Below are 13,061 nucleotides of genomic sequence, written 5' to 3'. Positions count from 1 at the left end.
TACCTGACCCTTCCTTGTTTTTATAGGGTTTCACCAGCCAAAGTTACATCCCCGAGAATCGATCCTCTTGTATAAATTTTCCCATTTTGCAAAAACTATAGTTGATTTAGCTTGGAAGTTCACTTAAATAATCACTTGTTTTTTCTGCCGCATGATCTAGATAACGAAGCAGTGCATACAACTGGGATTGAACAATTTGATAATCATGCTCAAATCTGTAAGCGTGCAAAAAATGTTCTATTTTTTTCGAAAGAAAGTGATCTTTCGTTCGAACCATCAATACTAACAAGCTGTCCCAATCAGAACGGTGTGTGTGAAACAATGCTTGATCATAATCCGCAATCCTCATGTTCTTCTCCCCCTTAATAAGGAGCTATTTGTATTTTGTTCAGATATGACAGAAGATTTCCTTACAATAAGTGGCGATGTATTTGGACCGCGGTTGTTGCTTTTTACCTGAATAAAAATAAAAGGTGAGTACATGAGAAAAATAATGGTAATTGGAATATTGGTGCTCCTTTTTTTTCCTGAACCATCGCTGGCGGCAGAAGTATATTCCCCTGAACAGATGGAATTGGAACTGCAAGGAATCCAAAAGCAATATGAACTGGACGTTCAAATAATCGGGAAAACTGAAAAGGGGAAAAATATCAAGGCAGTTAAGTTAGGCAAAGGAAAAAGATCGATTTTGCTAGTGGGATCACATCATGGACGGGAATGGCTTAGCTCCATACTTTTAATGCGTATGCTTGAAGAGTATGCAGCCGCCTATCGAGCAGGCAAACCTGTTGGGGAATATCGGACGGAATCATTGGATGAAGTGAGCATCTGGTTCATCCCGATGCTGAATCCAGATGGGGTCAGCATCCAGCAAGGAGATTTCTCCAACTTAAATGTTCTTGAAAGGGCTGCAGTATGGAAAATGAACCGATATAGCAGGAATTGGTCCCGGTGGAAAGCCAACGCTAAAGGGATAGATTTAAATAGGCAGTATCCGGTTGGATGGAATGAAGTCATGAGTCATGAAACGAAACCAACGTATCAATTTTTTAAAGGCGGCAAACCATTAGAAGCAGCTGAAGTAAAAGCGCTTACGGATTTCACGAAGGAAATCGATCCACTTATTGCTGTTTCCTATCATACCTCAGGAAGGGAAATCTTTTGGCATTACAAAAATAAACGGAAAAACATGGCAAGGGATTATGGGATTGCCAAAAAGACTGCCGAATTGACTGGATATGAACTGACCTTTCCAGAAAAAGAAGCGGTAGGAAGCGGCTTTACGGATTGGTTCATAACTGAATTCCGCCGTCCGGGAATGACGATCGAACTTAGTTATTTAGTGGATGAAACCAATCCGCCGTTGGCTGTGTTTCCTGAGGAATGGAAGAGGAATCGATTAGTTGGAATCATGCTTGTAAAAGAAGCGAAACAGCTGCATAATAACTGAACAATTTTACATAATAATACTAAGAGGAAAGTATAGGAGGATAACATTTTGAAAAAGATCATCGTGATATTAATGGGAATTTTTTTGATTATACAATCAGGGGCGATTTCAGCACAGGCCCAAAAACCCGATTACGAAAAATACGGAAAGATTGCAATTGCAGTAGTGCAGGCAGATTATCCTGAAGTTGAGGTTACTGATTACGAATATAAAGGCAGAAAAACTGCAGCGGAAAATCTAGTCGAAGACGATTTCAGATTTGTGGTCAAGGATAAAGGCCGGGAGTTCAATGTCATCGTGACCGTACAACATGATTTGAAAAATGAAAAATTACTTAGCTTGAAGGTCACAGAGCAAAAAGGGAAGTGAGATCTAAACAAACGGGAAATTAAAGGTATGCCTCTTATCGGACATCTTCACCTCAGAAGATGTTTTTTTCTGATTTCATTTAAATATTTTCCGGAAAATGATGGATATTGGATTGGGTGCCAATGGGAAGTGATGCCTGTCCAAGCAGCTGCCATGAAGTTTTCATTGCATTTATGAGCAGCGAACCAGTATAGTTAGTATCAGATTGAAACAATAAGCTTGATTGTAGGGGTATTAGAAAATGAGAAAGTTTAAGAAAGTTTATGTGGAAATTACGAATATATGTAATTTGAAGTGTAATTTTTGTCCAAGCTCCAGCTTGCAAAGGACCCTGAAATTCATGGATCCTGAAGGGTTTACGGAAGTAATCGAGAAAATCAAACCACACACCGATCATATATATTTTCATCTGATGGGTGAACCATTTTTAAATAAAAATTTGGGTACATTCCTTGATATCAGTGCTGAAAATGACCTGAAGGTTAATATTACAACGAACGGTACGTTGATTCAAAAGGTAAAAGACAAACTGCTCTCCAAAAATGCCCTTCGGCAGGTGAATATTTCACTTCATAGCTTTGAGGCAAACGATACGAGCAATAGTCTTGACTCATATGTCAGTAATATAGCCGATTTCATAAATGAAGCAAATGAAAAAAGTGAAGTGATTTGTGCCATTCGTTTATGGAATATGGATACGGATGAATTAAAAGCGAGTAATGGCCTTAACGACGATATTCTTAGCATGTTGGAGGAGAAGCTTTCATTGGACATTCGATTAAGTGAAGCTCTTCAGCAAAAGAATAATATTAAGTTGAAGGACCGGGTATATATAAACATGGCCGAAAAATTCGAGTGGCCGGAATTGGACCGTGACATTATCGATGAAAATATTTTCTGCTATGCCCTTAGAGATCAGTTAGGCATCTTGGTAGATGGTACAGTCGTACCATGTTGCTTGGACAGTGAAGGGAAAATGCCGCTGGGAAATATATTCGAAACATCACTTGAAGACATTTTAAATGGTGAACGGGCGAAAAATATGTACGATGGTTTTTCAAGAAGATGTGCAGTTGAAGAATTGTGTAAACGCTGTGGCTATGCAAAGCGCCATAAAAAATAAGGGTAAGAAAACCACGGAGTCCATCTTCGTGGTTTTTTGGATTGAATCATCGCAACACTTATTTATGTTAAAAATTCAGAATATTATTGTTTTATCAAAAGTACCGTGATAAAATACTCTCTATTGTAAATGAAGTCAAAACTTCATATTTTCATATAAAAAGTTTTGGATTCATATCTTGCTTTAGAGGGGATGTTTTATGGATTTACAGCAAAAAGTTAAAGAAGTATTCCCTGATTTATCTACTGGCCAAAAAAAAGTAGCAAAATACTTGTTGGTGCATTCACATACATTTGCAGTCACTTCAGCTCAAAACCTCGGAAAAAATATAGGAGTCAGTGAAACGACCATCATCCGCTTTTGCTATTCATTGGGGTTAAGTGGATATGCGGAACTACAAAAACTTATACGCAATCAGTTGATATACGAAAGCAGCAGTTTGAATGAATATCATTCTTCAAAGCTTGAAGCCGCTAATCAGCCGAATTTCATGGCTCAAGTGATGGGACAGGATATCATAAGTATCGAAAAGACAATGAAAAATTTATCAATTGAAGATTTCTCCAAAACAGTTGATAAATTGGCGGCAGCTGACAATGTTTTGATATCCGGACACCGTTTATCATTCTCGGCAGCACATTGGTTAACCTTTACGCTGAGGCTTGTTAGGGAAGAGGTCCATTTATATAGGCCTGATACAGATGATATTTTTTTACTGTTGGATAAAATGACTGAAAATTCCGTTTTTGTAGCCATTTCATTTCATCGCTATGTCAAAGAGACTGTGAAAATCACGGAAATGGCCAAAAAAGCGGGTGCATTTGTAATTGGGGTCACGGATTCTGAACTGGCTCCAATTGCTGAATACACGGACATTTTATTGCCCATTTCAACACCTAGGACTTCCACTATCGATACGGCACCGGTGTTATTTTCCTTATTGAATAGTTTAGTAGCCGGTGTATCGATTAAAAACGAACAGAGTTTCAAGGAAAGAAAAGCTATATATGATGCGTTCGATCAAGATGATTACTTCTTTTGAGATAATACTTCCATCAGTTTGGTGAATATGCCGATTAAACCGGGATACAAGGGGGAGACAGAAATGGATATCAAACAATCTATCGGAAAATTAAGGCCTCGTATACTCGATATCTTTGACCAGTTACATGCACATCCTGAAACGAGTTGGAATGAAGTGAATACGACAGCTTTCATTTTAAAGGTTTTAATGGAAAATCAATGTACGGTGAAAACATTCGAGGACTGTACGGGGGTGATTGGGGAAATCGGGGAAGGGAATTTCACAGTCGGGTTACGATCGGATATCGATGCACTTTGGCAGGAAGTGAATGGGACGTTTCAGGCCAATCATTCCTGTGGACACGATGGACATATGGCCTTGGCACTTGGAGTATTCCTGGTGTTGAAGGAAATGGACTTTCGACCAAGAGGCAAGTTGAAATTCATTTTTCAACCTGCTGAAGAAAAAGGTACGGGCGCCTTGAAGATGATTGAAGAAAAGATATTGGATGATGTCGATTTCCTGTATGGGGTGCACTTAAGGCCGGTTGAGGAAGTGAAGGATGGGCAAGCGGCACCAGCCATTGTCCATGGAGCCGCTCAGTTCATTAAAGGAGAAATAGCGGGGACGGATGCACATGGAGCCAGACCGCATCAAGGGCAAAATGCCATCGAGATAGGAGCAGCATTCATCACTTTATTAAATGGTATACATCTTAATCCATCCATTCCTTATTCGGTAAAAATGACGCAGTTTTTTGCTGGCGGTGAAAGTTCCAATATCATCCCGGGGAGAGCCACTTTCTCATTGGATTTACGGGCACAGGATAATGCTGTTATGGAAGAGCTTACCAAAAAGGTGGAAAAGGTTGCAGAATCTTTGGCCATTGTCCATGGAGTCGATGTGAAACTCGAACCGGGAACCAATGTTGCTGCAGCCATCGTGAACGATCAAGCACAGGAAATAATGTCTGAAGCGATCGTCGATACACTCGGGGAAGAGAATCTGGTAGCACCCGTCATTACATCAGGAGGAGAGGATTTTCATTTTTATACGTTGAAAAGACCTGAAGTCAAGGCGACGATGCTTGGATTGGGCTGTGATTTAGCACCAGGGCTTCATCATCCGAACATGACGTTCAACAAAGAAGCGTTGTTATCGGGTATTGAAATCCTGACGAAAGCCATCATACTGACTTTCGAGAAATATGGAGAGGAGGCCCACTTACATGACTGATGAATTGATCATTAGATCCCTATCAACACTAGAGGATTTACAAGAAGTGCAGCGATTGGAAGTCCTTGTATGGGGCATGGATTGCGTTCCCACCCATCAGACGATTACGGCAGTCAAAAACGGAGGGCTTGTTTTAGGCGGCTACATCAATGGCAAATTAGTAGGGTTTCAATACAGTTTCCCTGGATTCAAGGATGGAAGGGTGTATCTTTGTTCACATATGTTAGCCATCCATCCGGCTCATCAAAAGAAGGGATACGGCAGGTTACTTAAACTGGCACAAAAAGAAGAAGCACTCAAAAAAGGCTACGACTTGATCACATGGACGTATGACCCGTTGGAAAGTGTGAATGCGAACTTGAATATCGGTAAGCTAAAAGCTGTTTGCTCTACATATATGGAAGATTGTTATGGAAATATGAATGATACCCTCAATGAAGGGTTGTCCACTGATCGGTTCATGGTGGAATGGAATATAAGGCAGGAAGCAAAGGGAGTGACCTCCCCTTCTGATAAAGCCATACACATCGTAACGACAGGCTTGAATGACCAAGGCTTTCCATACATCAAGGATTATCATTTCGAAACCAATGCCGAAGTGATCGCGATACCCATTCCGACGGATATTCAAAAAATAAAAAAAGGTGATCTCCGCCTTGCGATTGATTGGCGGTTAAAAACGGGTGAATTATTCAAAACGCTTTTTGCCAAAGGATATGTCGCAGTCGGAATCGAACGGGAACAAAGTGAAAGCATTCAAAACTATTTATTAAAAAAACAAGAATAGAGGGGAATCGGGATGAAAATAACTGAAGTGCGTTTACGTCATTTAAATATGGATTTGGTAGCTCCCTTTACAACAAGCTTTGGAACGTTTGTAGATAAGGAGTTCATTCTTGTGGAAGTTAAAAATGGAAAGGGGCTTTCTGGTTGGGCTGAATCAGTGGCTTTTTCAGCACCTTGGTATAACGAAGAAACAATAAAAACCAATTGGACCATGCTGGAGGATTTCCTGATTCCGCTTGTATTGGATAAAGAAATAGAGCATCCTCGTGAGGTATCGGATATGTTCTCGCATATTCGTAAAAATAATATGGCAAAATCGGCTATCGAGGGAGCCATCTGGGATTTATATGCAAAAGAAAAGAATATCCCATTAAGTATGGCCTTGGGCGGGGAAATGGAAAAAATCGATGTCGGGATCAGTATCGGCATCCAAAAAACGGTACCTGAATTACTGGCGAAGATAGAAGCTGGATTGAAGGATGGGTATAAAAGAATCAAAATGAAAATTCAACCAGGTTGGGATGTAGATGTAATCAGGGAAGTGCGCAATCGATATCCCGATGTCCCGATCATGGCAGATGCAAACTCCGCTTACCGTCTGAAAGACATCGAATTATTGAAGCAGCTTGATCAATTTGATTTAATGATGATCGAGCAGCCCTTGTCATCGGATGATATTGTCGATCATGCCACATTACAAGCAGACATCAAAACCCCGATTTGCTTGGATGAAAGTATACATTCCGTGGAGGATGCAAGAAAAGCCCTTGAATTGGGAAGCTGTAAAATCATAAATATTAAGATCGGCAGGGTTGGCGGTTTAACGGAAGCAAAGAAAATTCATGAATTATGTAAAGAAAGGAATGTACCGGTTTGGTGCGGAGGCATGTTGGAATCTGGTGTGGGACGAGCCCATAATATCGCATTGACAACACTTGATAACTTCACGATGCCTGGTGATACCGCAGCATCCGCGAATTATTGGTATAAAGACATCATCCAGCCGGAGGTTACAGTGATTGATGGGGTCATAACCGTTCCAAAGGCGGCAGGCATTGGCTATGAAGTCGATTACGCTGCGGTCGATGAATTCACTTCCTATAGTAAAAGATATACCAAATGATATGTAAATAAGAGTAGGAATTAAAGGACCTCCCAGTTTAGCTGGGAGGATATAGAAGAACTGGATTTGGTGGAAACGAGGTACTTCCTTTAATTTCAATTGTCAGAATAATCATATAATTAGGGTGGTATTTGATATGAAAAACAGTATAAATCTTGCAGGAGCATATATTGGAATCATCATTGGAGCAGGTTTCGCTTCAGGACAAGAAGTATTACAGTTCTTCACGAGTTTTGGAATCTTCAGTGTATTGGGAATTGTTGTGGCGACGGCTTTATTCGCATTTTTAGGCATGCAGGTTACCCAATTGGGGAGCACTCTCCAAACACGCTCCCATAAAAGCATCATCGATCATATTTGCGGGCGCTATATAGGCAGGATGGTCGATATTATTATCACATTTTTCTTGTTTGGCGTAACAGTCATCATGATTGCTGGTTCCGGAACGATTTTTGAAGAACAATTCGGGATTCCAAGTATAGTTGGTGCAATCGTCATGACGGTGCTCACGATTGGTACGCTTTTACTTAATGTAAATAAAATAATGTCCATCATTAGTGCCGTCACACCGTTTTTATTTGTTATCATGATCATTATTTCAGGTTATTCATTTTTCACATCCGATCTAAGTTTCAATCAAATCATTTCATCTTCTAGTAAAGGAATGGCTGCTACCGGAAATTGGATGATGGGTTCATTACTTTATGTTTCATATAATATGACTGCCGGAATTGCCATGCTGGCCGTAATGGGAGGGACCTTCAAGAATAAGAAAGAGGCTGGTATGGGAGGAATTCTAGGAGGTATCGGATTGGGGATCTTGCTATTCTTGATCAATCTGGGGATGATGTCCGACTTGAAGGGCATAGAAGGCTCAGGTATGCCTACCCTTCATTTAGCGAATCAGATTTCTCCATGGTTGGGATATATCCTATCAATCATCCTTTTAGGAATGATTTATAATACCGCTGTCGGGATGCTATATGCATTCACTGCCAGGTTGGTGACTGCCGAAACGAAACGCTTTAAAATATCCGTGATAATAGTTGGTATCCTCGCTTTTCTCGCAAGTTTCGTTGGCTTTATTAAATTGGTTGGGACGGTATACCCAATCACGGGATACTTAGGTTTTGTCATCATTGCAGCGCTTATCGTTTCCTGGGTCCGTTCAAAAATGAAAAAAGAGGCTGCGAATACAGGATTCGCGAAATATTAAAATTAAGGGGAAAATTAAAATTGAGTGCAGAATACATGAATGACTTCACCTGACATCTTCTTCATGGAGGTGTTTTTTTTCCATTATCTAGGACCTTTACTCATGATCACGGCATTTTTCCTCCTTTTTTTCATACATTAGTTTAAAGGCGGAAGACAAGGGGGATATCGGATGAATGAAGCGGAGCAAAAGGCTCTGGAATATGCCATTAGTGAAATTACCGAAATAGCAACTGGGTTCGGATTGGATTTTTACCCGATGCGTTATGAAATATGCCCTTCAGAAATCATTTATACATTTGGTGCCTATGGAATGCCTACCCGTTTTTCTCATTGGAGCTTTGGGAAGCAATTTCATAAAATGAAGCTGCAGTACGACTTTGGATTAAGTAAGATCTATGAACTGGTCATTAACTCTGATCCTTGTTACGCTTTTCTGCTGGACTCCAATTCACTTGTACAAAATAAATTGATTGTTGCCCACGTTTTGGCTCACTGTGACTTCTTTAAGAATAATGTACGTTTCAATAATACTAAGAGAGATATGGTGGAAAGTATGTCGGCAACGGCGGAAAGAATACGTGAATATGAAATCCTGCATGGCAAAAAGGAAGTGGAAACCTTCCTCGATGCACTTTTAGCGATTGAAGAACATATCGATCCGTCGCTGATGAGACCGAAGCTTGCCTGGACGATGGAAGATGAGGAAGAAGAAGAGGAAATAAAACCGACAGCCACACAATACGATGATTTATGGAACCTTGATAATAAGGGGAAACCGCAGAAATCCAACATTAAAAAAAGAAAAAAATTCCCGCCAAGGCCTGAAAAGGATATTATGCTTTTCATAGAACAGTACAGCAGGGATTTAACCGATTGGCAACGGGATATCATGACGATGATCAGGGAAGAGATGCTGTATTTCTGGCCGCAGTTGGAAACGAAAATCATGAACGAAGGCTGGGCGTCGTATTGGCATCAGCGCATAATCCGTGAATTGGATCTATCCTCAGGGGAAGCCATTGAATTCGCAAAACTGAACGCAGGCGTCGTTCAGCCATCACGGACCAGCATCAATCCTTATTATCTTGGATTGAAAGTGCTTGAAGATATTGAAGAACGCTATGATAATCCCTCCGAAGAAATGATCAGGCTTGGAGTCAAGCCTGGATCTGGCCGGGAAAAGATGTTCGAAGTCAGGGAAATCGAATCGGATATTTCCTTTCTCCGCAATTATCTGACGAAAGATCTGGTCATGCGGGAGGATATGTATTTATTCCAAAAGCAGGGCAAGGATTATAAAATCGTCGATAAGGCATGGGAACAGGTTCGTGACCAACTCGTCAGCATGAGGGTTAACGGCGGGTTCCCCTATATCACAGTAAATGATGGAGACTTCATGCGTAATGGGGAACTTTATCTAAAGCATTGGTATGAAGGTATTGAACTGGACCTTAAATATCTCGAAAAAGTCATGCCATATATCCATCAGCTCTGGGGCCGCTCCGTGCACATGGAATCAGTCATGGAAGGGAAAGAAGTCCTGTTTTCCTATGATGGAAAAGGTATTCACCGGAAATATTTATAAACAAGAAAACTGCCGGTCATTCGGCAGTTTTCTTGTTTAGTCTGATAAAGCCCCTGGCTGTTCTTTTAATAAGGATACTTTTTAATTCAAGATGCAGTACAAATTCCTTTTGGAAAGGCGTTGTTAAACATTTAATTTTTTCATCTACAATTCGAAATCTTTAATAACAGCAGTTGGGTGTAATACTTTTTCCGAATCGAACGCTTCTAAAGGATCTTCATTATGAACTTTCTTTACCCAGTCATGATTAGCCAATGCTCCTTTACCTAAAGTTATAATATCAGCATGACCTTTATTAATCATTTCAGCAGCTCTTTCTGGCTTCTCTAACTGTCCATTTGCGATTATAGGTCATTGACTAAACTCTATTTCTTCTTTTGTTATTTCTCTAGGTAATTGAAAGGTTCCTTCACCTAAGTGAAATGATTTCCCTGAGATAATGGCCCAGTATGTTGTACCTGCATAAAGATTGTTGCTCCTGCTGAATGAACGGCATTGAAACTCTTTTCCACTCTTGTGCTTGCTCATCAAATGCAATACCTGGATGAAAATCGTAAGTTTGACTATACTTATCATCAATATAGTTCCTTCTGTAATAATAAGACCAACCCCGCCTACAGCAAAGGATCTATAATATGATTTAACATCTGTTTGATATTAGTTTAAATCTTCTATAACCCTTTAACAGAACCTTTGGATAAGATTTCCCCATGCTAGTCGTGGGAGGGGGGGACAGGCTAAGTTTGCGGGGATATTTTAATATTATTTTCTTGAAAATTTAATGCTTGATTATATAAGGATATGCTTATATACTGATGTTGCAATGTATAAGCATATTCTTATTTGTTCGATTGTGCGAGGAGGGATAAAATGCAAACGAATGAAGCGTCGGATTTAGAAACCACGGCAAACATTCTTAAATTACTAGGTGATAAAACTCGGTTGACCATGGTTAAGATCATGGCTGAGCATGAATGCTGTGTCTGTGAATTTGTGGACCTATTCGAGATGAGCCAACCGGCTATCAGCCAACATTTACGAAAGCTGAAAGATAACGGAATTGTGAATGAAGCGAGAAGGGGACAGTGGATATTTTACTCGTTAAATTCGTCTTCTTCCTATTACTCATTTATTCAGACGGTCATCAGGGACTTACCAAGTCAAAACTTTAAATTAGAAGAATTAACAGCACAAGGAAAACGGATTTGCTGTGACTAACTAGGAGGAGAACATCAGTGGGTACAGTTATATTAGCTAGTATCATCTTTTTGCTGACGTTGACATTCGTCATCTGGCAACCAAAGGGATTGTCAATCGGCTGGTCAGCTTGCGGGGGAGCGGTGCTTGCCTTACTAGTTGGAGTTGTTGACTTCAACGATGTAATGACCGTTACGGGCATTGTTTGGAACGCGACGTTGGCGTTCATTGCTATTATCATTATTTCTTTGATTTTAGATGAAATTGGTTTCTTTGAATGGGCAGCTCTACATATGGCTAGAGCGGCCAAGGGAAATGGAGTAAGGATGTTTGTGTATGTGAGCATTCTCGGAGCCCTAGTCGCTGCGTTCTTCGCAAATGATGGAGCCGCTCTCATCTTAACTCCGATTGTATTGGCAATGGTTCGGAACCTGAAGTTGGAAGAGAGAATGATCTTCCCATTTATCATCGCGAGTGGGTTTATTGCGGACACTACATCCTTACCGCTTGTGGTAAGTAATCTGGTCAACATTGTTTCTGCTGACTTTTTTGATATCGGGTTTATTGAGTTCGCCTCTAGAATGGTCATACCAAATTTCTTTTCATTAGTAGCAAGCATCCTGGTATTATATTTGTATTTCAGAAAGAGCATTCCGAAGAATTATGATATGGCTCAATTGAAGAAGCCAGTCGAAGCCATTCGTGATGTGAAAATGTTTCGCCTGTCTGGGATTGTTTTAGGTGTTTTGTTGGTAGGATATTTTATCAGTGAATTTTTCAGCATTCCTGTATCCATCATTGCAGGTGTTATCGCAATTTTCTTCTTGTTTATGGCAAGGCGAAGTCCAGCTGTAAATACCAAGACAGTTTTAAAAGGCGCACCATGGGCGATTGTGTTCTTCTCAGTTGGAATGTATGTCGTGGTGTATGGATTGAGAAATGTTGGATTGACGAATATTTTATCTGACCTTATACAAGTGACAGCAGATCAAGGATTATTTGCCGCAACGCTGGGAATGGGCTTCATCGCCGCCATTCTGTCTTCCATTATGAATAACTTGCCAACCGTTATGATTGATGCCCTTGCCATTTCCGACACCCATACAACAGGCGCAATCAGGGAAGCCCTGATTTATGCAAATGTCATCGGTTCGGACTTGGGTCCGAAAATCACTCCGATCGGTTCATTGGCTACGTTATTGTGGCTGCATGTCCTTTCATTAAAAGGTGTGAAGATTTCATGGGGAACCTACTTTAAAACGGGAATCATCTTAACCATCCCAACATTGTTCATCACATTGGCTGGCTTATACATATGGTTACGAATTATTCATTAAACAATAACTTACTGACGGAGGAGAAACTACATGGCTAAAAAAACACTCTACTTCTTATGTACTGGTAACTCTTGCAGAAGCCAAATGGCAGAGGCTTGGGGGAAGAAATATTTAGGGAGCGAATGGCAAGTGCTTAGTGCAGGAATCGAGGCACATGGATTAAATCCAAAAGCTGTAAAAGCAATGAATGAAGTTGGAATGGACATCTCCAATCAAACATCGGATATCATCGATCCTGACATATTGAATAATGCTGATTTTGTCGTTACGTTATGTGGCGATGCGGCAGATAAATGTCCAATGACGCCACCACATGTTAAACGGGAACACTGGGGCTTTGATGACCCGGCAAAAGCGGAAGGATCAGATGAAGAAAAATGGGCGACCTTCAAACGTGTTCGTGATGAAATTGGTGAAAGAATGGCACGTTTTTCGAAAACGGGTGAATAAATAAAATGGAAAGGCCGTGGGGTGCGGTAGCAGTTGTTATAAAGAAATTGCTCGGCAGTTTATAATCCCGCAATACCGGAGTGACCTTAAACATGCTTATAGGGTGTAAAACGGTTAGTGCGTTTAGTAGGCAACCAAAGACCCTAAAGAAAGAGCTGCCAAT

At 40.5% G+C, this 13,061-nt stretch carries 15 protein-coding genes; 12 read left to right on the top strand and 3 right to left on the bottom strand.

Features of this window, described 5'->3' with window-relative positions; genetic code table 11:
- Positions 1–106 precede the first annotated feature (106 nt).
- Entirely contained in the window at positions 107–349 is a 243-nt protein-coding gene (locus IOC57_RS02495) for a YhdB family protein (RefSeq protein WP_048689737.1), read from the bottom strand.
- A 132-nt stretch (positions 350–481) separates the two neighbouring features.
- Here IOC57_RS02495 and IOC57_RS02490 point away from each other — a divergent pair, with 132 nt between their 5' ends.
- From IOC57_RS02490 to IOC57_RS02450, 9 genes are all read left to right on the top strand, one after another.
- Positions 482–1,450 (top strand): M14 family zinc carboxypeptidase, encoded by a 969-nt coding sequence (locus IOC57_RS02490; RefSeq protein WP_207437267.1) that lies wholly within the window; start codon positions 482–484, stop codon positions 1,448–1,450.
- 48 nt (positions 1,451–1,498) lie between these two features.
- Positions 1,499–1,819, top strand: a complete 321-nt coding sequence (locus tag IOC57_RS02485; protein ID WP_207437266.1) for a DUF3889 domain-containing protein — start codon at positions 1,499–1,501, stop codon at positions 1,817–1,819.
- 241 nt (positions 1,820–2,060) lie between these two features.
- Positions 2,061–2,942, top strand: coding sequence for a radical SAM/SPASM domain-containing protein (locus IOC57_RS02480; RefSeq protein WP_207437265.1), 882 nt, complete (start codon positions 2,061–2,063; stop codon positions 2,940–2,942).
- Between the two features lie 199 nt (positions 2,943–3,141).
- Positions 3,142–3,984, top strand: coding sequence for a MurR/RpiR family transcriptional regulator (locus IOC57_RS02475; protein WP_207437264.1), 843 nt, complete (start codon positions 3,142–3,144; stop codon positions 3,982–3,984).
- Between the two features lie 69 nt (positions 3,985–4,053).
- On the top strand, positions 4,054–5,202 hold the full coding sequence (locus IOC57_RS02470) for a M20 peptidase aminoacylase family protein (RefSeq protein WP_396020755.1): 1,149 nt from the start codon (positions 4,054–4,056) through the stop codon (positions 5,200–5,202).
- Positions 5,195–5,989, top strand: a complete 795-nt coding sequence (locus tag IOC57_RS02465) for a GNAT family N-acetyltransferase (protein WP_207437262.1) — start codon at positions 5,195–5,197, stop codon at positions 5,987–5,989. Before IOC57_RS02470 ends, IOC57_RS02465 begins: the two co-directional genes overlap by 8 nt.
- Before the next feature lie 12 nt (positions 5,990–6,001).
- Positions 6,002–7,111 carry an o-succinylbenzoate synthase gene (gene menC / locus IOC57_RS02460; protein ID WP_207437261.1) on the top strand — a complete coding sequence of 370 codons (1,110 nt, stop codon included), beginning with the start codon at positions 6,002–6,004 and terminating at the stop codon, positions 7,109–7,111.
- A 136-nt stretch (positions 7,112–7,247) separates the two neighbouring features.
- Entirely contained in the window at positions 7,248–8,327 is a 1,080-nt protein-coding gene (locus IOC57_RS02455; protein WP_207437260.1) for a YkvI family membrane protein, read from the top strand.
- 171 nt (positions 8,328–8,498) lie between these two features.
- Positions 8,499–9,914, top strand: coding sequence for a SpoVR family protein (locus tag IOC57_RS02450; RefSeq protein ID WP_207437259.1), 1,416 nt, complete (start codon positions 8,499–8,501; stop codon positions 9,912–9,914).
- Positions 9,915–10,058: 144 nt separating this feature from the next.
- Here IOC57_RS02450 and IOC57_RS02445 read toward each other — a convergent pair whose 3' ends face one another.
- Entirely contained in the window at positions 10,059–10,217 is a 159-nt protein-coding gene (locus tag IOC57_RS02445) for a xenobiotic reductase b (protein ID WP_207437258.1), read from the bottom strand.
- Between the two features lie 48 nt (positions 10,218–10,265).
- Entirely contained in the window at positions 10,266–10,493 is a 228-nt protein-coding gene (locus tag IOC57_RS02440) for a hypothetical protein (protein WP_207437257.1), read from the bottom strand.
- Positions 10,494–10,784: 291 nt separating this feature from the next.
- Between IOC57_RS02440 and IOC57_RS02435 the strand changes: the two genes are divergently transcribed.
- From IOC57_RS02435 to arsC, 3 genes are read left to right on the top strand one after another with little or no spacing between them, the layout of a single operon-like run.
- Positions 10,785–11,132: an ArsR/SmtB family transcription factor gene (locus IOC57_RS02435; protein WP_207437256.1), complete on the top strand. Its 348-nt coding sequence runs from the start codon at positions 10,785–10,787 to the stop codon at positions 11,130–11,132.
- Between the two features lie 17 nt (positions 11,133–11,149).
- Positions 11,150–12,448: an arsenic transporter gene (locus tag IOC57_RS02430; RefSeq protein ID WP_207437255.1), complete on the top strand. Its 1,299-nt coding sequence runs from the start codon at positions 11,150–11,152 to the stop codon at positions 12,446–12,448.
- 30 nt (positions 12,449–12,478) lie between these two features.
- A complete protein-coding gene (gene arsC / locus IOC57_RS02425) occupies positions 12,479–12,898 on the top strand; it encodes an arsenate reductase (thioredoxin) (RefSeq protein WP_207437254.1) in 420 nt (139 codons plus the stop codon).
- The last annotated feature ends 163 nt before the right edge of the window (positions 12,899–13,061 follow it).

Source organism: Bacillus sp. SD075 (genome assembly GCF_017355165.1).
In the GTDB taxonomy this organism is placed as follows: domain Bacteria; phylum Bacillota; class Bacilli; order Bacillales; family DSM-1321; genus Peribacillus.
The sequence above is the reverse complement of the archived record's forward strand: the minus strand, read 5'-3'. Positions and strand labels throughout refer to the sequence as shown.